Source organism: Nonomuraea recticatena, assembly GCF_039533245.1.
GTDB classification, from domain to species: Bacteria; Actinomycetota; Actinomycetes; order Streptosporangiales; family Streptosporangiaceae; genus Nonomuraea; species Nonomuraea roseola.
Window position 1 is genome coordinate 1 of sequence record NZ_BAAATE010000045.1, and the last position, 21,932, is coordinate 21,932.

The window sequence follows — 21,932 nt, forward strand, 5'->3', positions numbered from 1 at the left end:
CTTGGTCGACTGCTGTCTTACCGGGAGCCTCCTCTCATCCGCCATCGCTCCGCGCACACCCACCGCGACCAGCGCCGTCAGGGTGAAAAGAGCTCACGGGATGGTGCCGAAGTGGTCGAGCGGGAGCGCGTCTCCCCAGGAACGACCGTCCCGAAACTGCCCTCTCGCTTCTTATGTTTCGGGACGTTTTAGGGACGATGCGCGAGTGAACGCCCCCACCGTCACCGCCACCACGGCGCAGGGCGACCCTGGTAGATGACCCTTCGGAGGCCGGGATCCCACCCTAGGAAGCCAGCGGGAACCCGAGAAGCTGGAGAACACCCGAAGGTCGTGACCCCTCCCCCACCGCACCACGCCCTCCAACCAGGAAACCGGGATCCCTGGGAAAGACACAGGAGATCGGGGAGCCCGGCAGCACGCCCATTCGGAGACCGTGGGCGCCGACACAACGCCACCCGGGAGACTGGGAGCCCCCTGAGCCACCAAGCCGGGAGCCCAGGTCGCCCCTCCCCACCGCGCCATGCCCTTCAACCATAGGGCTGGCTTCCCAGACAGACGCCCACACCGGGAGCCCTGAGGACCCGGAACAAACGGCCCGGGAGCCCGCGGTGTACCGAGTTGCTCGAAACGCCCACCACATGGGTGCGACTGGACGAAGAGGCCGAACCGACCGATGCCCGCGAACTCGCGAGGGAGTAACAACCACGGATGCTGTCACGCACCCGACGGTCATGGACCGCGATGGTGAAACCTGCACGCGCGACGGGGACGTCTTGCGCTCCCGCCAGAGTGCGTTTTCAACTCCCTGTCGGCCGCGACTCCAATGTTCCGTAAAACGCACATTACTTAAGCATTTATGCGGCAGTCGGGAAGAGAGGTATACTCTGTAATAGGCCGTCGAGTCGATAGGGTTGCGCCGTTGGAAAGCTCCACGGGGTGACGGTTCGCGTCGCGCGAGAATATCGTGACACTTCTTTCAAGAGCCGAATCAATATTGTCAGCTCGGAAGTGGGGCATCGCCATGGTGAAAGGTATGTCCAACCTGAGAAAGTGCGCGTCGCGCCTAAGCTTGTCGGCCGTGCTCGTCGTGACGTCAGGTCCGCCGGCGACCAGCGTCGGTATCAGCACTTTCATCCCTTCGGTCAACGGCACCATCACGAATCTTGGCAGTGAGCTGACCATGCAAATCGGGCCCGACGGCGCACTAACTCTCGGGCGCCGCTCGTCAGCCGTAGACACTTTCACGTTCAGGCCTGCCGGTGGGCCGCAAGGATGGGACGGCACCTTCAACATCATTGCGCCAGGTTCGGGCAGATGCCTCGACCTCGAGCAGGCCTCCAGCGGCGATGGAGTCAGGATAATCCAACGAGACTGTAACGCCCGCCCCAGTCAATACTGGTATCGAGAACCAGTCACGGAAGGGCAGTGTACGCCCGAGGCGTTTGTCTGCCGAGGCGGCATCAAGGTTCGGAATGTTCATAGCAAGAAATGCCTCGATGCGGCGAACGGGGCCCTTCCGAAGCCGCCACAGGTGGGCGCTGCCATACAGCAGTGGTCGTGCTTCCGTCCCGGTAGGGACGGATGGGGAGTCAACCAAACCTGGGACAACAGGCCTCGTAGGGCCATAGGGAGAGCAATCACCGCCGAGGAATTGGCGATGCGTGACCAGATCATCCAGGTACGGCGAGATCTGGGCAAGTGCGCTGACCCGAGCGTGCGCATCGACTCCAGGCTCAGCGGCGCAGCACGCGCCCATAGCGCCGATCTCGCTAAGAACTACGCCACACTCATCGACGCCAAGGCGGGTGATCCCAACCGAGGCCACTACGGTTCTGACGGATCACTGCCCGCCGATCGGATCAGGGCGCGTGGCTTCACTCCTGCACGGAGGCCCGAGAACTGGTCCTATGGCACCAACCAGACGCTGGCGCAGGCGATGGACAACTGGCTGTACCACGATGAAGCGTCCAATTGGGGGCATCGCGACGCCATCCTCAACTGTGAATACAGAGTGATCGGAGTGGGACGCGCCTCCGGCCACAATAACCGCGTCTACTGGGTACAAGTTTTCGCCCTTAGGTGATTCGGCACCGCTGCGGCGGCCGTCAGGTCAGGACGAGCTGGCACATCGGCGCGAACTTCGGGTTCGGATCGAGCGGGTTCTACAGCCCCTGCGCGACACGGAAGAGGACAGGCCGCCCTCAGCTTCGGCTGGGGCGGCTTCTGGTTTCCTGAGGTACATGGGGAAGCTGACGGTGAAGCGAACGCGCCGGTGCTGGGGTTTCGTGACCGTGAGGAGCGGGTCGTCACCGACAGCCCGTTCATGCGCCGCGTGATCACAAGGCTTGCACGCGTCAGCTAATCAAGTTTGACCAGTCGCGCCTGACAGGGCTAACCTGATCCCGGTAGTCAAATTTGACCACTGAGTCCGGGAGGATGTGTGGCTGGTCATGAGCTGGCGATCGTCGCGGAGGGCCTCGAAAAGTCCTACCGCGAGAAGAAGGCCCTGGACGGACTGAACATGACGGTGCCGAGCGGCACGGTCCACGGGGTGCTCGGCCCCAACGGCGCGGGCAAGACCACGTTCGTGCGCACGCTGGCCACCCTCCTGCGGGTGGAGGCGGGCAGGGCGGAGGTCGCGGGGATCGACGTGCGCCGCCACCCCGAGGAGGTCCGCAGGCGGATCGGGCTGCTCGGGCAGCACGCGGCGCTGGACGAGGATCTGTCGGGCCGGCAGAACCTCGACCTGTTCGGCAGGCTCTACCATCTGGGCACCCGCCGCGCGGCCGCGCGCGCCGACGAACTGCTCGAGCGCTTCGGCCTCACCGACACGGGCCGAAGGCCCGTCAAGGCCTACAGCGGGGGCATGCGCCGCCGTCTCGACCTCGCGGCCTCGTTCATCATCGATCCGCAGGTCCTGTTTCTCGACGAGCCGACGGCGGGCCTCGACCCACGCGGCCGCAGCGAGGTGTGGAACGCGGTGCGCTCGCTGGTCGGCGGCGGCACCACCGTGCTGCTGACCACCCAGTACCTGGAGGAGGCCGACCAGCTCGCCGACCGGATCTCGCTGATCGACCATGGCCGGGTGATCGCCGATGGCACCGCCGACCAGCTCAAGGCGAAGGTGGGCGGCGACCGCATCGACGTGGTCGTGCGCACCGCCGGCCAGCTGCAGGCCGCGGCCGCCGTACTGGCCGGGGTCTCCGGCGGGGCGGTGGACGTCGACGAGGACACCCGCAGGATCAGCGCGCCGGTCGCCGACCGGATGACCGCGCTGAACCACCTGGTACGGGCGTTGCATGACGCCGGTATCGAGGCCGAGGACCTCGCCGTGCGGCGTCCCACGCTCGACGAGGTGTTCATGCGGTTGACCGGCGACGGCGGCCGCCCGAGCGGCGTGCGCGAGGAGGAATCCGTATGACGACGCTCACGGCGCCGGCGCGGTCCATCGGATCGGACGTCGGCTGGTGGCTGGCCGACTCATGGAACATGACGCGGCGCGAGCTGGCCCACTGGGCGCGCAGGCCCTGGCAGCTGGCGATCGGCCTCACCTTCCCTGTGATGATGCTGGTGATGTTCGCCTTCTTCTTCGGCGGCGGCATGCGGGTCGCGGGTGGCGGCGACTACAAGGAGTTCCTGGTCCCCGGCATGCTCGTGCTCACCATGGCCTTCGGCCTCGAAGGCACGATGACCGCGCTCACCCAGGATCTCAACACGGGCGTCGTCGACCGCTTCAGGTCCATGCCGATGGCGCCTTCGGCGGTCCTGGTCGGCCGCAGCGTCGCGGACATGCTGGAGTCGGTGGTCAGTCTGCTGATCATGGTCGGCGCGGGGCTCGCGATCGGCTGGCGCTGGCACGGCTCGTTCGCGGCGGCGCTGGCCGGGGTCGGGTTGCTGCTCCTGCTGCGCTTCTCGATGCTGTGGTGCGGCATCTGGCTCGGGCTGATCGCCGGGCGGCCCGAGCTGGTCATGGCCGTGCAGATCCTCGTCTGGCCGGTCTCCTTCAGCTCCGCCGTCTTCGCCTCGCCCGAATCCATGCCGAGCGTGCTGGGCGTGATCGCCGAATGGAATCCACTGTCGGCCACCGCCACCGCGGTACGCGACCTGTTCGGCAACCCGGGGGTGGGCGGCGCCTCATGGGCCGCCGAGCACGCCCACCTGCTGGCCGTGGCGTGGCCCCTCGCGGTGCTGGCGATCGCCTTCCCCATGGCGGCGGCCCGCTTCCGCGGCCTCAGCCGCTGAAGCCGAGCAGGGCCCAATGACTGGGCCCTATGACCGTCGTGGCGCCGTGGCGGGTCGCTGCTCCGGCGCCATGATGGTCAGGCGGGCTCGTCCCCGTGTGAGCCGCAGGCCTCCTGCGGGTTCTCGTGCTCCTCAGCGAGCACGCCCTCGAAGGGGTCGCCGTCCTCGCCGGCGAAGATGTACGCCCCTCCCTCGATCCGCTCGATCAGCCCGCGCGTCCACTCCGCGCCGACATCCGCGGAGTGGACCCACATGTGCATGATCTCGCCGATATGGCCCAGCTGCTCGGGCCCTTCCTCCGGCTTGTAGTACTCGGTGACGCTCTCCCGCCACCTCTCGATGCCTTTGATCCGCCGCCTCAGCAGCGTGACGGCCTCCTCGCGGGACAGGTCCACGATGAAGCCGATCCCGGCCGCGAGCAGGTCCATCTTGTCGTGCGAGGTGAGGGCCTCGCGCAGCAGCGAGAAGTACTCGGCGCTGCCCTGCTCCGTGACCTCGTACTCGGTTCGCGGCGGACCGCCCGCCGTGCTGGGGGCGCTCTCGTAGGCGTGCAGCAGCCCCTGCTTGGCCATCTGCTTCAGCGCGTGGTAGATCGAGCCCGGCTTGGTGTTCGACCACTCGTCGGCGCCCCAGAACTCCAGGTCGTTGCGCACCTGATAGCCGTGCGCACGCCCGTGGCGCCGCACCGCGCCCAGGACCAGCAGCCGAATCGCCGACATCCGCGTACTCCCCCGCTCCACCTTCTATTCAACTTTGACTAGGGTATGCGGTGCCGGCCCGAACCGGCCACAGCCGGGTCAGTCGGCGGGGGCCGAGAAGAGCAGACGGATCTCGGAGTTGCGGTAGCCCGCACGGGCGAACGCCGCCGCCATCGGCGCGTTGGTCGTGTCGGTGGTGGCCGTGATCAGCTCGGCGCCGTTCTCCGCGTGGATCCGGGTGATCTCGGCCAGTACGTCGTCGACGTACCCCTGCCCCCTCATCTCGGGCACAATTCCGAGATATCCGACATTCACGTTGTACGGCGTGGCGGAGGGAATCGCCAGGCCCGCCACGGCCCCGTCCTGCGTGTAGGCGATGCGCCACCACGAACGCTTGCCCGGACGCTCCAGGTAGAACTGCATCTCCTCCCGCGCCGCCTCGACGGCGCCCATCGCGGCGACCTTCCTGCGCGTCTCGGCGTCCAGGCTGCCGACCGCGATCAGCTGGAAGACCTCGAGGAACTCCTCGTCCGACGCCTCGGCGAACCGGAGGCGCCCCTTGGTCTCGGGGACGCCGATCTCGGGCGTCCACTCCAACCTCAGGCGCTCGACCTCGTCCGTGAGCCCCGCCGCACGAGCGGCCTCCCTGCGCCAGGCGACCGCGGAGGCCACGGCGGCATCGTCACGCCATCCGTTGGGGAGGGTGAGGTTGTAGCGCGGCGGCTTGGGCGCGCCCTGCCGCGCGAAGGCGGCGTGTCCCGCTTCGAGCAGCCCGGCCGCGACGCTCACGCGGTCGCCGGCCGACGGGTCGAGATGCAGGCAGTCGAGCGCGATCGGGTGTTCGCTGTCGGACTGGCCCCACCAGAGCGCCCGGCCCACGACCCGGTCGCCGGCCTCGGCTATCCACGTCCACTCGGGCCGGTACATCCCCTCGGCCAACTCGGCCAGGTAGCGGTCGGCGGGGATCCAGCTGACGGGCTCGTCGACCGCGAACGCGGTGACGCCATCGAGGTCAGCCTCGGTCGTGGGACGGAACAACATGCGGCCTCCGGGTCGCTGACGGAGGGCTGATGCTACAAGCCCCCTGCCTGGCGGCCGCGCACGGGGTGGCGAACCCGGAGTGGTCTAGGCTCCGAGTGTGCGAGATCACCAGGATGACCCCCGCCCCATGCGCGGCGCGGTCAAAGAGATCTACTCGGTGGACCGGGCCGCGGCCCTCGCCTACTCTCCCGACCTGGACGGCATGGCCGACCCTGGAGAGATCGTGTGGGCGTGGGTGCCGTACGAGGAGGACCCGGACAGGGGCAAGGACCGCCCGCTGCTGGTCGTGGGGCGGCACGGACGCAGGCTCTTGGCGATGATGCTCTCCAGCAGGGGCGACGACGGGCCCGAATGGCTGGAGGTCGGCTCGTGGGGCGGCGACGGGCGGGTGTCGTACCTGCGCCTCGACCGGGTCTTCGCGCTGGACGAGGACGACATCCGCAGGGAGGGCGCCGTGCTGCACCGCGACAGGTTCGCGGTGGTGGCCAAGACGCTCATGCGCACGCACGGGTGGGCCGCCGACGGCTGAGCCCGCGGGAGACCGCGGGAGACCGCGGGAGGCGCGGCCTGCCCGGCCGCGCCTCCTCGGCGAAACGCCGGTTCAGGCCTGGCGCCACTCCGCGACGGCGCCTGCCTCGTGCAGGCAGTAGTCAGGGGCGCCCTCCAGCGCCTTCTCCTCCCCGCCTGGCGTGTACGTCACGATCAGGCGCAACGGCCGCCACGTGGAGTTGAACGTGGAGTGGAAGGCCCCGGCCGGAATGTGCACCGTGTCCCCCTCCCTGATGGGGAACGGTTCGCCGTCGCCGACCATCTGCGTCGCCTCGCCGGAGATCACGTAGATGATCTCCTCGGCGTTCGGGTGGTTGTGTCGGGCGTGGCCGCGTCCCGGGTTGACGATCACCTCGCCGAGCGTGCTGCCCGCGCCGGGGATGGCGGACGGCGTGACGAACCACTTGATCGACCCCCAGTCGAAGGTCATCGTGGGGACCTGGGAGGGGCTCACGAGCATCTAGATCTCCAGATTCTTGAAGGCGGCCACCTGCGCGGTGATGGCGAGCTCGGTGGGCAGCCGCTCGACGGAGGAGGCGCCGAAGAAGCCGACCACCCCCTTGGTGCGCGACAGGACATAGGCGGCGTCGGACGGCTCGGCGATCGGTCCACCGTGGCACAGCACGAGGATGTCCGGCCTGATCTCGGCCGCGGCGTCGCGCATCTCCTGGACGGCGGCGACCGCCTGGTCCAGCGAGAGGGCGGTGCCCGCGCCGATCGAGCCCTTGGTGGTGAGGCCGACGTGCGGCACCAGGACGTCGGCCCCCGCCGCGGCCATCTCACGAGCCTGGGCGGCGGTGAAGACGTAGGGGGCGGTGACCAGGTCACGCTCGTGCGCGAGCCGTACCATCTCGATCTCGAGGTCGAAGCCCATGCCGGTCTCCTCGAGGTTCTGCCTGAAGACCCCGTCGTACAGGCCGACGGTCGGGAAGTTCTGGACGCCGGCGAAGCCCATGTCCTTCAGCGTGTCGAGGAAGCGTGGCATCACCCTGAAGGGGTCGGTGCCGCACACCCCCGCCAGGACGGGGGTGTCGCGCACGACGGGCAGCACCTCGCTCGCCATCTCGACGACGATCTGGTTGGCGTCGCCGTACGGCAGCAGCCCCGCGAGGGAGCCGCGCCCCGCCATCCGGTAGCGCCCCGAGTTGTAGATGATGATGAGGTCGACGCCTCCGGCCTCGGCGCACTTGGCCGACAGGCCGGTGCCCGCGCCCGCGCCGATGACGGGCCTGCCCTCGGAGACGGTACGGCGGAGCCGTTCGAGTACGGTCTGGCGGTTCATCCCTCACCCCTGATCAGGTCGTGCAGCCGGTCGGCCATCGCGCGGCCGAACTCCGGGTCGTTGATGTGCAGGTCGAGCCGGGTCGTGCCGGGGAAGTCGCCGAGCGCCTCGAAGCAGGCGTCGTCGGCCTTGGGGTCATGGAAGGGCAGTCCGGGCGCGTCGAGCGCGGAGACGCCGCCGAGCGGCACGAACAGCGCGGTGGGCCCGGTCGCGGCGGCGAGCTTGGCGGCGACACGGCGACCGAGTTCGGCCATCTCGGCGGGGGTGGTGCGCATGAGCGTGACGGTGGGGTTGTGGACGTGGAGGTTCCTGTCGGCGAAGCGCTCGGGCACGGTCGAGAGCGGCCCGAAGTTCACCATGTCGAGCGCGCCGGGCGCGACGACCTGGGGCACGCCGTGCCGTCCTGCCGCGGTGAGCCTGTCGGGCCCTGCCGACAGGACGCCGCCGACCAGGTCGTCGGCCAGTTCGGTGGTGGTGAGGTCGAGCACGCCCGCCAGCAGCCCGCTGGCGGCCAGGCCCTCGAGGGCCTGGCCGCCCGAGCCGGTGGCGTGGAAGACGAGCACCTCGTAGCCGAGTTCGGAGAGGCGTTCGCGGGCGGCGTCGACGGCGGGCGTGGTCACCCCGAACATCGACGCCGCTACCAGCGGGCGCTCCTCGCCCTCCGGCGAGAGGCCCGCTGACGAGGCCGTCGCGGCCGAGGCTCCAGCCGTCGAGGCCGCCCCCGTGGACGCCGCCGTGGACGCTGACGTGGACGCCGCCGAGGAGGACCAGCCCGGAGGAACGGCGACCGACGATGAGGCGGACCAGGCCGCGGCCATGCCCGCGATCGCCGCGACCGCGTTGCCCAGGATGAGGCGGGAGACGCGGTTGATCCCCGCGATGTCGACGACGCTGTACATGATCGTGACGTCCTTCGCCCCCACGTACGGCGAGACGTCCCCCGAGCCCATCGTGGAGACGATCAGCTTGGGCAGCCCGATCGGCAGGTCACGCACCGCCCGCGCGGCGATCGAGGACCCGCCGCTCCCTCCGACCGCGAGGACCCCGTCCACCCGTCCTTCGGCGTGCAGCTCGGCCAGCACCTTCGCCGCGCCCTCGCCCATGACCGTGACGGCCGCTCCCCTGTCGCCCGCCGCCCGCAGGGAGGCGAGCTCCGCGCCCCCCGCGGCGGCGACCCGCACGTTGGAGACGTCCTCGGGCGAGGCGCTGGCGGGCGCCCCGAAGTCGCTGACCGGGCCGGTGCTCTCCTGGCCGACGCCCGCGTCGACGACGATCACCTCGCGGCCGAGCTCGCTCAGCCGCTCCCGCAGCCACGCGTACTCGCGGCCCTTCGTGTCGAGCGTGCCGATGAGTACCACTGCCACCTGCGCCACCTCCCCGTCGAGGACCTCCTGCCCAACCTAACCGTCTGAGATCATCGGGTACATGAGGATCACCGTGATCGGGAGCGGAATTGTCGGGGCGGGCGCCGCCTACCACCTGACCCTCAGGGGCGCCGAGGTGACGGTCGTCGACGGCGGGCGGGCCGGTGAGGCGACGGCGGCCGGCGCGGGCATCGTCTGCCCATGGGTCGACCACGAGGACGACGACGCCTGGTACCGGCTGGCCCTCGAAGGCGCCCGTCACTACGCCGTCCTTCCCGAGAGCGTGGGGCACGCCAGAGTGGGCGCGCTGCTGGTGGCAGAGGACCCCGCCGAGCTGGAGCCCGTGCGGGCGCTGCTGGCCGCCAGGTACGCCGAGGCTCCGGAGATGGGCGAGGTGCGCCAGGTCGCGCGGCCCTCGGAGCTGTTCCCGCCGCTGGACCCGAAGCTGTCGGCTCTGCTGGTGCCGGGCGCGGCCCGCGTCGACGGCCGCGTGGTGCGCGACGGCCTGCTCCGCTCGGCGGTACGGCGGGGCGCCACGGTTCACGAGGGATCCGCCTCCCTCACCGGCGACGGCGTGGTGACCGTCTCAGGAGGAGCCAGGCTGGAGGCCGACGCGGTGATCGTCGCGGCCGGCGCGTGGACGGGTCAGGTGTGCGGGCCCCTCGGAGTCGATCTGCCCGTCTTCCCGCGCAGGGGCCAGATCGTGCACGCCACGCTGGAGGGCGCCGACAGCTCGGCCTGGCCCATCGTGCTGCCCAGGCGCGGGCCCTACCTGCTGGGCTTCCCAGGGGGACGGGTGGTCGTGGGGGCGACGGTGGAGGAGGTGGGGTTCGACCCGAGGATCACCGTGGCGGGCCTCAACGAGGTCGTGGCCGCGGGGCTCGCCGTCGCGCCTGGCCTGGCCGGGGCGACGCTCACCGAGACCAGGGTGGGGCTGCGCCCGGTCATGGCCACCGGCAGGCCGCTCATCGCGAAGGTGAGCGACAGGGTGGTCGCGGTGACGGGTCTGAGCGCGTACGGGCTGACCGCGGGGCCCTTCGCCGGGCTGCTGGCGGCCGGTCTGGCCCTCGGCGAGAAGCCTGCGCTGGACCTGGCGCCCTTCGCCATATGATCAGACCCTCCCCCGATGAGACGATCATCTGGGGGACGACGTGCGCGTTGTGGCGCTGGGGGCCGTGGCCGTCCTGCTGACCGGCTGTTCGGCGCCGCCGGTCCCCGCTCCCGCGAGCGGCTCCGCCGTCTCCTTCGGCCCGGCGAGGGCGCAGCCGCCGTACGGGAGCGCGCCGGCGCCGCAGGTGAAGGTGCCGAGAAGGGGCAGCGGCCGCTACGCCGTGGTCGGGGGCAGGGCGGCGCCGAGGAGGGGAGGCGGTCCCCTGGTGCGCTACCTCGTCGAGGTGGAAAAGGGCCTGCCCTTCGACGGCGAGGAGTTCGCCGCCGACGTGCACGCCACGCTGAACGATCCGCGCGGCTGGGGCAGGTTCCTGCGCGTCGACCACGGCCCCGTCCGGCTCAGCGTCGCCCTGACCAGCCCCTTCACCACCGACCGCGAGTGCTGGCCGCTGCGCACGGGCGGCGAGCTGTCGTGCTGGAACGGCCGCAGGTCGGTCATCAACGCCCGGCGCTGGGCCAGGGGCGTCGCCCAGTATCGGGGCGATCTGGAGGGCTACCGCCACTATCTGGTCAACCATGAGGTGGGGCACGGGCTCGGTCACCACCACGTCGGCTGCCCTGGACGGGGGATGCCGGCCCCGGTCATGGTGCAGCAGTCGAAGTCGCTGGAGCTCTGCCTGCCCAACCCGTGGCCGTTTCCGGCCAGTGGAAGCGGGGCTTCCGGCCGCTCCCGCCGGTGATCAGACTGGCTGTCATGGTGCGCACAACCGCAGGAATGGTACGGGGATCCAGGGAGGGCGGCCTGTCCGTCTTCAAGGGCATCCCGTTCGCCCAGGCCCCGTACGGCGAGCACTGGCTGGCCGCGCCCGCTCCCGCGCGGCCGTGGGACGGCGTGCGCGAGGCGACGGCGTTCGGCCCGAGGCCCGCCCAGGTCTCGATCGCCCCAGGGGTGCCCGAGTGGAGCGCGGCCGAGGGCCTCGAGTGCCTCACGGTCAACGTCTGGACACCCGACGAGGGCGGCTCCGGCCTGCCGGTGATGGTGTGGATCTACGGGGGCGCCTACCAGGCGGGCTCGGCCGACATGCCCGAGTACGACGGCTCGCTGCTGGCCGCCGAGGGCGTGGTGGTCGTCACGTTCAACTACCGCGTCGGGCTGCAGGGCTTCGGTCACGTGGACGGAGCGCCCGCCAACAGAGGCTTCCTCGACCAGGTGGCGGCGCTGCGCTGGGTGCAGGACAACATCGCGGGCTTCGGCGGCGACCCAGGAAGGGTCACCGTCTTCGGCGAGTCCGCGGGGGCCGGCTCGGTGGCGGCGCTGATGTCGATGCCCATGGCTCGCGGCCTGTTCGGGCGGGCGATCGCGCAGAGCGTGCCTGGCACCTTCTTCAGCGCCGCCTACGCGCGCAAGGTGAGCCGCGACCTGCTCGAGGGCAGGTCGGCGCACGACTGCTCGCCCGAGGAGCTGCTGGCCGCCGCGCGGCGCTTCGTCGCGCGCGGCAAGGGCGTGGCGCTGCCGTTCTCGCCGGTGGTGGACGGCGAGGTGCTGCCGGAGACACCGTGGGAGGCCTTCGCCGACGGCGCGGGCAGCGACATCGAGCTCGTGGTGGGCTACAACCGCGACGAGTTCAGGATGTTCGCCGCCATGGCCCCGCCCGCGACCGAGCACGACCTGGCCGAGGTGCTGAAGGAGTTCGCGCTGCCCGACGCCGACGTCGTCTACCGCACCGCGCACCCTGACGCGGGAGCCGTCGAGCTGTACAACGTGGTGCTGTCGGACTGGCTGTTCAGGATGCCGAGCGCGCTGCTGGCCGACGCGCACGCGGGCGCGACCTACGCCTACGAGCTGACCTGGGCGCCGACCGAGCTGGGTGCCTGCCACGCCCTCGATGTCCCGCTGACCTTCGGCACGGTGAACGGCGCGCTGGCCGGGTGGATCATCAGGGGCGCGCCCGAGGCCGAGGCGGTGTCGAGGCAGTTCCGCGCCGCGTGGACGCGCTTCGCCAAGACGGGCGATCCCGGCTGGCCCGCCTACGAGCCGGTCACGGCCTCGACCCACGTGTTCGACGTCGAGCCCTCGGACGTCCGCGACCCCGAGGCGGCCTCCAGAGCGCTGTGGTCCAAGCGCGGGTTCCCCGTGATCGACGAGTAGGCTGTCCCTGACGATCACCCCGATCGCTCACCCAAACATATCGCGATATATCGTCGTAGCCAGGAACATGTGGGCCTCCGGAAGCAGTTGTCCGGAGAGAGACTGATTTCTGGAGTGTGAGCGATGGCAGGTATGCGGACGGTACGGCGGGCTCTCGCGGGCGGCGCGGCCCTGGCCGTGGCCGGATGGGCGCTGCGCGATGTGCGAGCCGAGCTCGGCGTGCGCCCCCTGAGCTCGGGCGAGGAGCGCGCGAGCAGGATCCGCAGCTCCCCGCAGTTCAAGGACGGCGTCTTCCACAACCCGATGCCCGAGCCGACCAGTCTCGCCGCCCCCTCGCCTGGGCTGCTGAGGGAGCTGGCCAAGGACAGGGAGTCGCGCCGCCCGCCGGGGCCGATCCCGCTGCGCAGGCCCGCCGCCGGCCTGCCCGCGGCCACGGGCCTGAACGCCGTCTGGTACGGCCACGCCTCCACCTTGGTCGAGATCGAGGGCAGGCGGGTGCTGTTCGACCCGGTGTGGAGCGACAGGGTCTCGCCCACCCGTTTCGTCGGCCCCAGGCGCCTGCACCCGCTGCCCGTCCCGCTCGAGGAGGTGCCCGCCGTCGACGCGATCGTGATCTCCCACGACCACTACGACCACCTCGACCTGGCCACCGTCCGCAGGCTCACCCGCATCTCCAGGGCGCCCTTCCTGGTCCCCCTCGGCATCGGCGCGCATCTGGAGCGCTGGGGCGTGCCGCTGTACCGGATCGTCGAGCTCGACTGGGAGGAGGAGACCACGGTCGCGGGCCTGCGGTTCGTCGCGACGGCCGCCCGCCACTTCTCCGGACGCTCGCTCAGGCGCAACGACACGCTGTGGGGCTCGTGGGTCGTCGCGGGCGCGCACCGGCGGGTGTTCTACGCCGGAGACTCGGGCTACTTCGAGGGCTACGCCAAGATCGGCGCCGACCACGGTCCCTTCGACCTGACGCTGATGCCGATCGGCGCCTACAACGCCGCCTGGCCCGACATCCACATGAACCCGGAGGAGGCGGTGAACGCGCACGTCCAGCTGGGCGGGTCGCTGCTGCTCCCCGTGCACTGGGCGACGTTCACGCTGGCGCTGCATCCGTGGTCAGAGCCGGTCGACAGGCTGTGGCGGGAGGCCAAGGCGCGCGACGTCAAGATCGCGGTGCCGCGTCCCGGCGAGCTGGTCGACACCGCCTCCCTCCCGTCCGTGGACGCCTGGTGGCAGGCCGTACAGTCGTAGCGTGAGCAACGTGGAGCAAGACCCGCAGGAGCTGGTGTGCGAGGCGGGCGAGCCCGTGCGCGAGCTGGTGAGCGGCCACCAGGTGGCCCTCGGCGGGCCGCGCGCGATGACCGTGACCCGCACGCTGCCCGCGGTGGGCAGGCGCATGGTGGGCGCGTGGTGCTTCGTCGACCGCTACGGGCCCGAGACGGCCGCGATGAGCGTGCCGCCGCACCCGCACACCGGGCTGCAGACCGTCACGTGGCTGCTGTCGGGCGAGGTGCTCCACCGCGACAGCGTGGGCAGCCTCCAGCAGGTACGCCCCGGCCAGCTCAACCTGATGACGGCGGGGCGGGGCATCTCCCACTCCGAGGAGTCGCCCGAGATGGAGCTGCACGGCGTGCAGCTGTGGGTGGCGCTGCCCGAGCAGGCAAGGCACGTGGCGCCCGGCTTCGAGCACCACGCCGACCTGCCGGTGGCGCGCGGCCCCTCCTACGAGGCGAGGGTCGTGATGGGCTCCTTCGGCGGGGTCAGCTCGCCTGCCACCACGTACACGCCGCTGGTGGGCGCGGAGGTGGTGGTCGACGGCGTGGCCGAGCTGCCGCTGGAGCCGGGTTTCGAGCACGCCGTGCTGACACTGGACGGATCACCGGTCGTCGACGGCGACGCGCTGCCCGTGGGCCCGCTGCTCTACCTCGGCCAGGGCCGCTCCTCGCTGCCCGTGTCGGGGCGGGGGCGGCTGCTGCTGATCGGCGGTGCGCCCTTCGAGGAGCAGATCGTGATGTGGTGGAACTTCGTGGGCCGCTCGCACGAGGAGATCGAGGCCTTCCGCAAGGAGTGGACCGAGGGCGCCCTGTTCGGCACGGTCACCGGCTTCGACGGCGACCCGCTGCGCGCCCCCGCCCTCCCGACCGCGAGGCTGAAGCCGCGCGGCCGGGTCAGGTGACGGCAGGTCGTGCTCGATGAGCGTCGCCGACAGCCGCAGGACCGAGCGGATCGTGCCGACGCTGTGACTGGACCCGCCTGCCGCATCGGGCGGCGTCAGAGGGCCTCGATCAGGCGGGCCAGGTCGTCGCCGGTGTTGTAGTAGTGCACGGAGGCGCGCACCGCCGACTCCGGCGCCACGCTGTCGAAGCGCTGGTCCGGATCTGTCGCGCTGACGTTGACGCCCCGCTCGCGCAGGCGGTTGGTGAGCTCCTCGCTGTCCTGGCCCGCCACGGTGAAGGTGACGATGCCCGACCGGCGGGCGCCCCTGTCGTGCACGGTCACGTCCGGCCGCTCCGACAGGCGGGCGCGCAGGTCCGAGCCCAGGTCGCGGACGCGGGCCTCGATCGCGTCGATGCCGAGCGCGAGCGCGTAGTCGACGGCGACGCCCAGGCCGATCTGCCCGGCGAAGTAGCGCTCCCAGTTCTCGAACCTGCGGGCGTCGGGACGGATCTCGAAGGTCGAGGGCGTCAGCCAGCTCGCGGCGTGCAGGTCGATGAAGGGCGGTTCGAGCTCGGCGAGCAGGCTGCGCCGTACGTAGAGGAAGCCGGTGCCGCGCGGGCCGCGCAGGAACTTGCGGCCGGTGCCCGACAGCATGTCGCAGCCGAGCTCGGCGACGTTCAGGCGCAGCTGACCGACCGACTGGCAGGCGTCGAGCAGGTAGAGCACCCCCGCCTGCCTGCACAGCCCGCCCACCTCGGCGGCCGGGTTGACCAGGCCGTTGTGGGTGGGCACGTGGTTGATGGCGACCAGCCTCACGCCGCCCTTGCCCAGCTCGGCCTCCAGCGCCTCGAGCGAGATGGTGCCGTCGGCGTCGTCGGGCACCACCTCGACGCTCACGCCCCGCGAACGGGCCATCTGGAGGTAGGCCAGGCCGTTGCTCACGTACTCGCTGGTGGTGGTCAGGATCCGGTCGCCGGGTTTGAAGGGGACGCTGTAGAAGGCCATGTCCCACGCGCGGGTGGCGTTCTCCACGTAGGCGATCTCGTCGCGGTGCGCGCCGAGCAGCTCGGCGAGCGCGTCGTAGAAGCGATCCAGCTCCGGCGCCGCCCGCTCGCGCGCCTCGTAGCCGCCGATGTGCGCCTCGAGGTCGAGATGGCCCTTCACGGCGTCGAGGACGACGCGAGGGGGCAGCGCCGCGCCGGCGTTGTTGAGGTGGACCACGTGCGCGCAGCCTGGAGTCTCGGCCCGCGCCTTCTCGATGTCGATCATGCGGAAAGCTACCTCTCAGCGATGGTCGTCTCCCTCCCCTCTGCCCGTCGAGGAGGGAGCGACGCGCCTTCGAGGCTCAGTAGACCGAGATGTGGGGGTGGTCGTAGTGGTTGGCCGTGGTGCCGCCCCTGTTGGACATCACCTTCCAGGCGCCCGTCCTGGCGTGCCAGATCCGCTGCCGGTAGATGATGTACATGATCCCGAGCCGCTGGGCGTTCTTGATCGCCCACGCCGAGATCTCGTTGCCGCGCCGCACCTCGGCGGCTGACGGCATCGCGCCGCCCCTGCTCAGCATGAAGTCGCAGGCGCGGCCCAGCGGGTGCTCGCCGCCGTCCTGGATGGAGCGGTAACACCCGATCCCGTACGGCACGCCGAACCGCTCCGCGATGAGGTTCCTCACGAGCCGCATCCTGGGAGTGATGTTGTCGGGACCCGACGGCAGCTGCGGCACCCACGAGCCGTCGGGCCTGCGCACGCCCGGCGTCGGGTAGAGCCGGTCGATCCGGTCCTTGATCTTGCCGATGACCTTCTCCGCGGCCTTCTTCTGCTTCTCGAGCTCCTTGATGCGGTCGCTCAGCTCGTCGGCGCGGTCCTTGGCCTCGGTCCTGGCCCGCCGGTGCCTGTCGCGCACGTCGGTGAAGCCCTGCAGCCTGGCGCCCTGCTCGGCGGCCATGGCCTCCACCAGGGCGAGGCCGTTGAGGTCGACCTCGCCGAACATCACGCCGATCGCGCCTGTGCCGCCCGAGATGTACTGCTCGGTGGCCATCAGGCGCAGCTGGGCCGACTCTCTGTCGAAGTCCGCCTGGGCCACGCGCAGCCGCTCGCGGGCCGCCTTCTCCGCCTTCTCCACCTTCTGCAGCTCGTGGCGGCTGGAGTAGTACTCGGCGATCAGCTTGTCGGAGTTCTTCTGCAGGGCGGAGAGCTCCTTGCGCAGCTGCTTGGCCGTCGGCTTCGGGTCCGCGTGACCACCCGAGGCCGGGACGGTCATCGGCAGGCTCACCGCCAGTCCCACCGCGAGCAGCACGCGGAGCGGGGCGCGCCGCCGGTCGCCGGGGGCCGCAACCGCCACGCTTCTCCTTCGTCCGAGGGTGAGGGCGGGCGAGGGCCGCCTTCCGTCCGATGGACGATAGTAGAGGATCAGCGGAGAAGTGCGACATTCGGCCCCGAGGCTACGGCTCCCTCCTGACGCGGCGGTGCCGTACGAGCGTGGGCACGCGGCCGAGGAGGAGCACACCGGGCAGGAAGGCCCCACCGAGCAGGTCGCCGCCGACCCTGATGCCGAGACCCGCGTCGACCAGGCCCTCGCCCTCGCCGCTGAGCGCGGGGAGGTTCACCGACGCCGAGACCTCGAGCGAGATCAACGGATCCGCGCCCTGCGGAACGCCCGGGAGCACGGGCCCCTGATCGCTGGGGCCAGGAGCGCCGGGACCCGGGGCTTCGGGGCCGGCATCTTCGGGGCCGGGATCTTGGGGGCCGGGATCTTGGGGGCGGCCGGGGCCTTGAGGGCCAGGGTCGGCCGCTTCGGTGATCTCGGACCGGGCCGGCTCGCGTTCGGGCGCCGGTTCCGGCTCCGGCTCGGGCTCCGGTTCCGGGGCGGGCTCGGGTTCGGGTTCGGTGGGGCGGCGCGTGGGGGACGGCCTCGGCTCGGGGGCCGCGCTCCCTCTGGTCGTCGGCACGGTCCTTGGCCGCTCGGGCACACCGGGCTCCGGCTCGCGTTCGGCCAGGCGCTCGGGCTCGTCGACGGGGACGAGGAGGGTCGGCTCCGGCGTCGGCTCCGCCGTGCCGGGCGAGGGCGTGGATGGCGGGACGGACGGCGGGACGGACGGCGGGACGGACGGCGGGGCGGGCAGCGCGGCCGGCCTGGAGGCGGCCGGACGCTGCGCCTGCACCGGCTCAGCGGGAGACTCGCGCCACACCGTGAAGGTGGCGATCACCGCCGCGACGGCGGCGACGGTCACGGCCGTGGTGACGGCCAGCCTGCCCCCCGGCATCGTCAGGGCCAGCGTGCTGGAGGTCTCGGCCACCGGAGTGGACAGCGGGAACAGCGCACTGTACGGCACCGCGAGCACCGCCAGGTCCGTCCTGCCGCGCTCCTGCCAGTTGTCGCCGTACGCGGCGGCCGCGGCCTCGAGTTCGGCGAGGAAGTGCCCTGCCGAGGCGGGCCTGTCGGCGGGATCCTTGGCCATCCCGTGCGCGACCAGCGGCCTGAGCGGTTCGTCCACCTCCTCGAGCGGCGGCGGCAGGTGCTGGTGCTGGAAGGCGAGGACGGCCGGGTCGTCGCCGTCGAAGGGGCGGTGACCCGTGAGGCATTCGTAGAACACCACCGTGGCGGCGTAGACGTCGGTGGCGGGGCCAGCGGGAGTGTCGCGCCACTGCTCGGGCGCCATGTAGCTCGGCGTCCCCTCCGGCGGGCCCTCCTGGCCCGCATGGGCGGCGACGCCGAAGTCCACCAGGCGGCTGCGGCCCTCGGCGGTGACCATCACGTTCTCGGGCTTGAAGTCGCGGTGCACGACGCCCGCCGCGTGCGCCTCGGCCAGGCCGAGCAGCGCGCCCCTCAGGATCAGGAGCGCCGCCTCGGGGCCCGTGGCCCCCTCGTGGGCGAGCAGGTGGCGCAGCGTGACGCCGTCGACCAGCTCCATGACGATGGCGGCGCCCTCGTCGTCCTCGGCGTACTCCATGAGGCGGGCGATGTGCGGGCTGTCCAGCCCGGCGATCAGCACGGCCTCAGCTCTGAATCGCTCGATCAGGTCGGGGTCGGACAGGTGTTTGACGGCGACGGGTAATCGGTCGGTGTCGCGCACGGCCAGCATGACCCGTCCTGCGCCCCCGTGGCCGAGCTCCCTTATTTCGGTGTAGCCAGGCACCCGCATATCCGGGACGTTAACCCGATCCTCACAGGCTGTCGAGATCTCCAGTGGAACTATGCCCTGTAGTACTCTGTGGCGTGATCTCACGACTTGACCGGCATCTGGCCGACTGGCTCGGCGCATGGCCGCCCTCCGCCCCGCTCTGCGTCGTCGGCAGCATCCGGCGCTCCACTCCCGGCTGGGACGGCAACGTCCATCCGGCGATCGGGGTCGGCTCCCCTGCGGGAGCCGTCCTGTCGGTGGCGCCGCCGTACGGGGAAGAGGTGGCCGCGCGCGCCGGCGAGGGGCTGGCGGCGCTAGGGCCGCTGGTGCCGGCGCTGGTGGGGTTCGGCGAGCGGGGGTGGTTCACCGCCACGTTCCGATGGAGTACGGCTCCCGCCGCGCTGCCGGACGCCGGGGTGTGGAAGGCGGCGGACGATGCTTCCGTGCCCGAGTGGCTGCGACCGTTCGGCGGTGAGGTGCTGGTGGTGGAGGATCCCACCTCCGGCGAGCATCTGGCGGGGGTGGGCGTCAAGCGGCACGACGCCCATGGGCACGAGCTGTCGGTGGTGACCGCGCAGGCCGCCAGGGGCAAAGGTCTGGCCAGGCGGCTGGTGGCTCAGGCGGCCAGGCGGGTACTGGACGAAGGGGCGGTGCCGACGTACATGCACGCCACGTCGAACGCGGCGTCCGCGGCGGTGGCCGAGGCCGCCGGATTCCCCGACCAGGGGTGGACCGCCTTCGGAGTAACGGAACGACCCCGCTTGCCTTGATACCCGTAGGGGGTTTAGGTTTCGGGGAGATTAGATCGCTTTGGGTGGATGGAGCAAGTTATGTCCGAACCAACGGCTCACGGGCACGCACATGACGAGCACGCGGGACACCGCGGCTCGCACGGCGCGCACCGCATGACGGAGGGCGCGCCCGCGACCCACGGAGCGCATGCCGCGCACGGGAGCCACGCAGACCACGCCGGTCACGACGGTGTCTACGGTCACGGGGGTCACGGCGGGCATGCCGCCGAAGGTGTCTCGTGGCGCATGGCGATGACCGCGACGCTGCACTGCCTGACAGGGTGCGCGATCGGCGAGGTGCTCGGCATGGTCATCGGCACCGCGCTCGGCTGGTCCAACGGACCGACGATCGCCCTGGCCGTGGCGCTGGCCTTCGTGTTCGGCTACCTGCTCACCATGATCGGCGTGCGCAAGGCGGGGCTCGGCTGGGGCCAGGCGCTCAAGGTGGCGCTGGCCGCCGACACCGTCTCGATCCTGGTGATGGAGATCGTCGACAACGGGGTCATGCTGATCATCCCTGGCGCGATGGACGCGGGGCTGGCGTCGTGGCTGTTCTGGGGCGCGCTGGCCGTGGCGTTCCTGGTGGCCTTCGTGGTGACGACCCCGATCAACAAGTGGCTCATCGGCAAGGGCAAGGGCCACGCCGTGGTGCACGCCTACCACCACTGAACGTCACACGCCGTCAATACGGCTGGCTCGCCTGGCGGAAGACGATCGCGACGCCGAGCGCCTGCGCGGCGGGCACGAAGAGGTCACCCCCTGCGCTCCGGACGAGCGGGAAGCCGTTCCCGCGCAGGAGGCGCTCGGTCGCGGACAGGTCGCGCACCGCCACGCCGTACGCCACGAAGGCGGGCAGCACGGGGGCGCGCTCGCCGGGGAGCAGCCGGTCGAGCGCGGACGCGGCGACCAGCACCACCTTCGCGCCACCGAGGTCGAACACCCGCGTGAGCGCGTCGCCCCTCGCCGGGCGGCCGAGGTAGCTCTCGTAGCGCCGCTCCGCCTCGCCGAGCTCGCCGTCCGCGACGCACAGCACGCACTCGGCAAGGCCGATCGCGCCGTTGGGGTGGTCGACGCGCCGCTGGGCGTCGACCAGCTCCGCCGAAGGGCTCTCGGCGAGGCCGACCCTCCCCTCGGGCACGCGCCCGCGCGGCATCGCAGGGTCGTCGCCGTCGATCTCCAGGTAGCGGACGGGCTCCATCCGCGTCCCCTTCGCCGTCTCGACCGGGCGCTGCACGGCGTGCACTCCGCCATGCCCGACTCCGCCCGCCTCCAGCCGTCCCGCCGCCCCCTCGACGTCGGCGGAGTCGAACATCAGGATGTGCATCCCCTCGAAGCGCCGCAGGCACGCGGCCAGGTTCTCGGCGGTGCCGCGCACGGCGGCCATGACCGCGGGCAGCTTGTCGTCCGGGACCCGCAGCGGGATGAGGTGGGCGTCGGCAGGAACGGCGCCGCCGGCGTCGTCGACGACGGTGACCAGCTCGACGAAGTCGCGGGGGAAGTAGGCGTGGGTGTTGCCCGCGCCGAACGGCTCGGCGGGCGCGCCCGCGGCTCCCGGGAGCGCGGGGTAGGCCGGGGGCGGCAGCGTGAAGCCCAAGAGCCGGTAGCGTTCGAGCGCCCGCTCCATGTCGCGCACCACATGTCCCACGTGGTGCAGGCCGTCGATGTCATGACCCATGCTCGGGGTCTCCTCCCTTGGTGGTCCCGTAGGCGACGGCCTTGTACTCGCGGGCGAGCCGCTCGAAGATCTCCACGACTTCCGGCGCCGCGGCGGCCAACCTCGCCGGGGACGGCGGCCTCGCGGGACCGTACGTCCGGCGCAGCACGTCGGCCAGCTGATCGGCCTTCTCCTCGAGGCCCAGCGCGAGCTCCTCGGGCAGCAGCGGCTCGATGGCGAAGAAGCCGAAGGCGATGGTGGGCAGCGAGTAGTCGAGATCCTCAGGACGAAGGTCCTCGCGCAGCAGGCCGTGGCCGGCGAGCGCACCGAGGTACTGGCGTGAGGCGAGCAGCTTGGCGCCCTGCAGCGGCTGCCTGGCGGGGCTGGACAGGAACCTGTCCAGGGTGTCGGTGTCCCTGGTGAAGAGGGCGCGCAGCACGGGCCGCCGCATCGCCTCCAGGAAGAACCTGCGCATGTAGGCGTGCAGCGCGATCTCGGCGGGGTCGGCCCGCATCGCGGCGGCCACCGCCTCGATCATCGCCACGGCCTCCCGCGCGCCCACCCCGAGGAACAGCTCGTCGCGCGTGCGCCAGTACAGGTAGACGGTGCCCTTGCCGACCCCGGCGCGCTTGGCGATCTCGTCGATCGTGACCCGGCGGTATCCCCATCGCAGCAGGAGGTCCTGGGCGGTGTCGAGGATCCGGTCGGCGCGTTCGAGCTGGGACACGCTCCCCCTCTCATGGGGTGACTGATGACTGGTGACCAAAGTAGCATTTTGGTCAC

Annotated in this window: 21 protein-coding genes and 1 pseudogene; 12 read left to right on the forward strand and 10 right to left on the reverse strand. The window is 71.2% G+C overall.

Annotated features, from left to right (window positions below; genetic code table 11):
- Positions 1 to 1,180: 1,180 nt before the first annotated feature.
- The 4 genes and pseudogenes from ABFX50_RS51595 to ABFX50_RS45220 all read left to right on the forward strand — a co-directional run.
- A pseudogene (locus ABFX50_RS51595) lies at positions 1,181 to 1,411 on the forward strand (RICIN domain-containing protein); the annotation flags it as partial.
- Between the two features lie 246 nt (positions 1,412 to 1,657).
- Positions 1,658 to 2,083 (forward strand): CAP domain-containing protein, encoded by a 426-nt coding sequence (locus tag ABFX50_RS45210; RefSeq protein WP_346156032.1) that lies wholly within the window; start codon positions 1,658 to 1,660, stop codon positions 2,081 to 2,083.
- Between the two features lie 357 nt (positions 2,084 to 2,440).
- Positions 2,441 to 3,421, forward strand: coding sequence for an ATP-binding cassette domain-containing protein (locus tag ABFX50_RS45215; RefSeq protein ID WP_346156035.1), 981 nt, complete (start codon positions 2,441 to 2,443; stop codon positions 3,419 to 3,421).
- The gene (locus tag ABFX50_RS45220) at positions 3,418 to 4,242 is read left to right on the forward strand and encodes an ABC transporter permease (protein ID WP_183643994.1); all 825 of its coding nucleotides are present in this window, start codon (positions 3,418 to 3,420) and stop codon (positions 4,240 to 4,242) included. Before ABFX50_RS45215 ends, ABFX50_RS45220 begins: the two co-directional genes overlap by 4 nt.
- Before the next feature lie 77 nt (positions 4,243 to 4,319).
- Here ABFX50_RS45220 and ABFX50_RS45225 read toward each other — a convergent pair whose 3' ends face one another.
- Positions 4,320 to 4,961, reverse strand: coding sequence for a PadR family transcriptional regulator (locus ABFX50_RS45225; RefSeq protein WP_346156038.1), 642 nt, complete (start codon positions 4,959 to 4,961; stop codon positions 4,320 to 4,322).
- Positions 4,962 to 5,039: 78 nt separating this feature from the next.
- Positions 5,040 to 5,981, reverse strand: a complete 942-nt coding sequence (locus ABFX50_RS45230; RefSeq protein WP_346156041.1) for a GNAT family N-acetyltransferase — start codon at positions 5,979 to 5,981, stop codon at positions 5,040 to 5,042.
- A gap of 97 nt (positions 5,982 to 6,078) precedes the next feature.
- Between ABFX50_RS45230 and ABFX50_RS45235 the strand changes: the two genes are divergently transcribed.
- Positions 6,079 to 6,510, forward strand: a complete 432-nt coding sequence (locus tag ABFX50_RS45235; protein WP_346156044.1) for a type II toxin-antitoxin system PemK/MazF family toxin — start codon at positions 6,079 to 6,081, stop codon at positions 6,508 to 6,510.
- A 72-nt stretch (positions 6,511 to 6,582) separates the two neighbouring features.
- On the opposite strand, the gene ABFX50_RS45240 is transcribed toward ABFX50_RS45235, so the two are convergent.
- The 3 genes from ABFX50_RS45240 to ABFX50_RS45250 are packed head-to-tail and all read right to left on the reverse strand — an operon-like array spanning position 6,583 to position 9,176.
- The gene (locus ABFX50_RS45240) at positions 6,583 to 6,990 is read right to left on the reverse strand and encodes a cupin domain-containing protein (protein WP_346117425.1); all 408 of its coding nucleotides are present in this window, start codon (positions 6,988 to 6,990) and stop codon (positions 6,583 to 6,585) included.
- Positions 6,991 to 7,812, reverse strand: a complete 822-nt coding sequence (locus tag ABFX50_RS45245; RefSeq protein WP_183644007.1) for a phosphoenolpyruvate hydrolase family protein — start codon at positions 7,810 to 7,812, stop codon at positions 6,991 to 6,993.
- The gene (locus tag ABFX50_RS45250; protein ID WP_346156049.1) at positions 7,809 to 9,176 is read right to left on the reverse strand and encodes a Tm-1-like ATP-binding domain-containing protein; all 1,368 of its coding nucleotides are present in this window, start codon (positions 9,174 to 9,176) and stop codon (positions 7,809 to 7,811) included. Before ABFX50_RS45250 ends, ABFX50_RS45245 begins: the two co-directional genes overlap by 4 nt.
- Before the next feature lie 61 nt (positions 9,177 to 9,237).
- Here ABFX50_RS45250 and ABFX50_RS45255 point away from each other — a divergent pair, with 61 nt between their 5' ends.
- From ABFX50_RS45255 to ABFX50_RS45275, 5 genes are all read left to right on the forward strand, one after another.
- Entirely contained in the window at positions 9,238 to 10,287 is a 1,050-nt protein-coding gene (locus tag ABFX50_RS45255) for an NAD(P)/FAD-dependent oxidoreductase (protein ID WP_346156052.1), read from the forward strand.
- A 40-nt stretch (positions 10,288 to 10,327) separates the two neighbouring features.
- On the forward strand, positions 10,328 to 11,026 hold the full coding sequence (locus ABFX50_RS45260; RefSeq protein ID WP_346156053.1) for a DUF3152 domain-containing protein: 699 nt from the start codon (positions 10,328 to 10,330) through the stop codon (positions 11,024 to 11,026).
- A 14-nt stretch (positions 11,027 to 11,040) separates the two neighbouring features.
- Positions 11,041 to 12,435, forward strand: a complete 1,395-nt coding sequence (locus ABFX50_RS45265; protein ID WP_346156055.1) for a carboxylesterase/lipase family protein — start codon at positions 11,041 to 11,043, stop codon at positions 12,433 to 12,435.
- Between the two features lie 123 nt (positions 12,436 to 12,558).
- Positions 12,559 to 13,680, forward strand: coding sequence for an MBL fold metallo-hydrolase (locus ABFX50_RS45270; RefSeq protein WP_346156058.1), 1,122 nt, complete (start codon positions 12,559 to 12,561; stop codon positions 13,678 to 13,680).
- Position 13,681: 1 nt separating this feature from the next.
- Complete coding sequence (locus tag ABFX50_RS45275) at positions 13,682 to 14,605, forward strand: pirin family protein (RefSeq protein ID WP_346156062.1); 924 nt, start codon at positions 13,682 to 13,684, stop codon at positions 14,603 to 14,605.
- A 95-nt stretch (positions 14,606 to 14,700) separates the two neighbouring features.
- On the opposite strand, the gene ABFX50_RS45280 is transcribed toward ABFX50_RS45275, so the two are convergent.
- The 3 genes from ABFX50_RS45280 to ABFX50_RS45290 form a co-directional block, all read right to left on the reverse strand.
- Positions 14,701 to 15,855, reverse strand: a complete 1,155-nt coding sequence (locus tag ABFX50_RS45280; RefSeq protein WP_346156064.1) for an aminotransferase class V-fold PLP-dependent enzyme — start codon at positions 15,853 to 15,855, stop codon at positions 14,701 to 14,703.
- 76 nt (positions 15,856 to 15,931) lie between these two features.
- On the reverse strand, positions 15,932 to 16,924 hold the full coding sequence (locus tag ABFX50_RS45285) for a coiled-coil domain-containing protein (RefSeq protein WP_346156066.1): 993 nt from the start codon (positions 16,922 to 16,924) through the stop codon (positions 15,932 to 15,934).
- Between the two features lie 100 nt (positions 16,925 to 17,024).
- On the reverse strand, positions 17,025 to 18,725 hold the full coding sequence (locus ABFX50_RS45290) for a protein kinase domain-containing protein (RefSeq protein ID WP_346156069.1): 1,701 nt from the start codon (positions 18,723 to 18,725) through the stop codon (positions 17,025 to 17,027).
- Between the two features lie 74 nt (positions 18,726 to 18,799).
- Here ABFX50_RS45290 and ABFX50_RS45295 point away from each other — a divergent pair, with 74 nt between their 5' ends.
- Both ABFX50_RS45295 and ABFX50_RS45300 read left to right on the forward strand, forming a co-directional pair.
- Positions 18,800 to 19,474 (forward strand): GNAT family N-acetyltransferase, encoded by a 675-nt coding sequence (locus ABFX50_RS45295; protein ID WP_346156073.1) that lies wholly within the window; start codon positions 18,800 to 18,802, stop codon positions 19,472 to 19,474.
- 60 nt (positions 19,475 to 19,534) lie between these two features.
- On the forward strand, positions 19,535 to 20,164 hold the full coding sequence (locus ABFX50_RS45300; protein ID WP_346156075.1) for a DUF4396 domain-containing protein: 630 nt from the start codon (positions 19,535 to 19,537) through the stop codon (positions 20,162 to 20,164).
- Positions 20,165 to 20,177: 13 nt separating this feature from the next.
- Here ABFX50_RS45300 and ABFX50_RS45305 read toward each other — a convergent pair whose 3' ends face one another.
- Both ABFX50_RS45305 and ABFX50_RS45310 read right to left on the reverse strand, forming a co-directional pair.
- Entirely contained in the window at positions 20,178 to 21,170 is a 993-nt protein-coding gene (locus tag ABFX50_RS45305) for a VOC family protein (RefSeq protein ID WP_346156079.1), read from the reverse strand.
- The gene (locus ABFX50_RS45310; RefSeq protein WP_346156081.1) at positions 21,160 to 21,876 is read right to left on the reverse strand and encodes a TetR/AcrR family transcriptional regulator; all 717 of its coding nucleotides are present in this window, start codon (positions 21,874 to 21,876) and stop codon (positions 21,160 to 21,162) included. The genes ABFX50_RS45305 and ABFX50_RS45310 overlap by 11 nt, the downstream gene beginning before the upstream one ends.
- Positions 21,877 to 21,932: the final 56 nt, after the last annotated feature.

What these genes read in the sequence shown, in the direction of transcription:
- ABFX50_RS45210 (WP_346156032.1), top strand. Translation starts at nt 1,658, where the DNA reads ATGCGTGACCAGATCATCCAGGTACGGCGAGATCTGGGCAAGTGCGCT.
- ABFX50_RS45220 (WP_183643994.1), top strand. Translation starts at nt 3,418, where the DNA reads ATGACGACGCTCACGGCGCCGGCGCGGTCCATCGGATCGGACGTCGGC.
- ABFX50_RS45225 (WP_346156038.1), bottom strand. Translation starts at nt 4,961, where the DNA reads ATGTCGGCGATTCGGCTGCTGGTCCTGGGCGCGGTGCGGCGCCACGGG.
- ABFX50_RS45230 (WP_346156041.1), bottom strand. Translation starts at nt 5,981, where the DNA reads ATGTTGTTCCGTCCCACGACCGAGGCTGACCTCGATGGCGTCACCGCG.
- ABFX50_RS45240 (WP_346117425.1), bottom strand. Translation starts at nt 6,990, where the DNA reads ATGCTCGTGAGCCCCTCCCAGGTCCCCACGATGACCTTCGACTGGGGG.
- ABFX50_RS45245 (WP_183644007.1), bottom strand. Translation starts at nt 7,812, where the DNA reads ATGAACCGCCAGACCGTACTCGAACGGCTCCGCCGTACCGTCTCCGAG.
- ABFX50_RS45255 (WP_346156052.1), top strand. Translation starts at nt 9,238, where the DNA reads ATGAGGATCACCGTGATCGGGAGCGGAATTGTCGGGGCGGGCGCCGCC.
- ABFX50_RS45265 (WP_346156055.1), top strand. Translation starts at nt 11,041, where the DNA reads ATGGTGCGCACAACCGCAGGAATGGTACGGGGATCCAGGGAGGGCGGC.
- ABFX50_RS45270 (WP_346156058.1), top strand. Translation starts at nt 12,559, where the DNA reads ATGGCAGGTATGCGGACGGTACGGCGGGCTCTCGCGGGCGGCGCGGCC.
- ABFX50_RS45280 (WP_346156064.1), bottom strand. Translation starts at nt 15,855, where the DNA reads ATGATCGACATCGAGAAGGCGCGGGCCGAGACTCCAGGCTGCGCGCAC.
- ABFX50_RS45290 (WP_346156069.1), bottom strand. Translation starts at nt 18,725, where the DNA reads ATGCGGGTGCCTGGCTACACCGAAATAAGGGAGCTCGGCCACGGGGGC.
- ABFX50_RS45300 (WP_346156075.1), top strand. Translation starts at nt 19,535, where the DNA reads ATGTCCGAACCAACGGCTCACGGGCACGCACATGACGAGCACGCGGGA.
- ABFX50_RS45305 (WP_346156079.1), bottom strand. Translation starts at nt 21,170, where the DNA reads ATGGGTCATGACATCGACGGCCTGCACCACGTGGGACATGTGGTGCGC.